Raw genomic sequence first — 624 nt, 5'->3', positions numbered from 1 at the left:
CTTGTTTGTCTTCGGCGATGGTGACTTTTAGAGTCATTTCCTTGCCTTTACGAATGATACCAACGTCGACAGAAGTGCCTGGGCGTAAATCCGTGACGATATCCATCACGCTGTGACGGCCCGGAACTTTATTGCCATCGATACTGATAATGATGTCTTGCTTTTCAAAGCCTGCGGCACTTGCTGGACCATTTGGGTCGATACCTAAAACAACGATACCGCCAATGTGCTCGTTTCCTAGTAAACGGGCCGTCACTGCATTGATGTCTTGCCCATCAATACCGATGTAGCCGCGAATCACACGACCATCAGCTATGATTTTCTGCATAATTTTGCTGGCGAGTGGGGCAGGGATTGCAAATGAGATACCGTAGGTTTCAAGATCGGTTGCCTGCTGGAAAGATGCGGTGTTGATGCCTACCAATTCACCTTGAGTATTCACCAATGCGCCGCCCGAGTTACCTTCATTGATTGCAGCATCAGTTTGGATGAAGGCTTGACGACCATCGCTAATAGAGGAGCGACCTGTCGCGGAAATAATGCCGAAGGTCGTGGTTTGCCCTAAGTTGTATGGGTTACCAATCGCTAAAACGACATCACCAACCTGAGGTTTGTATTCAGAAT

At 48.1% G+C, this 624-nt stretch carries 1 protein-coding gene; it reads right to left on the bottom strand.

From position 1 onward, the window contains the following. On the bottom strand, nucleotides 1-624 hold a 624-nt coding region (locus R7Q46_RS28045), incomplete at both ends, for a PDZ domain-containing protein (RefSeq protein WP_318078418.1).

The sequence above is a fragment of the Vibrio sp. 811 genome (assembly GCF_033339195.1).
The sequence above is the reverse complement of the archived record's forward strand: the minus strand, read 5'-3'. Positions and strand labels throughout refer to the sequence as shown.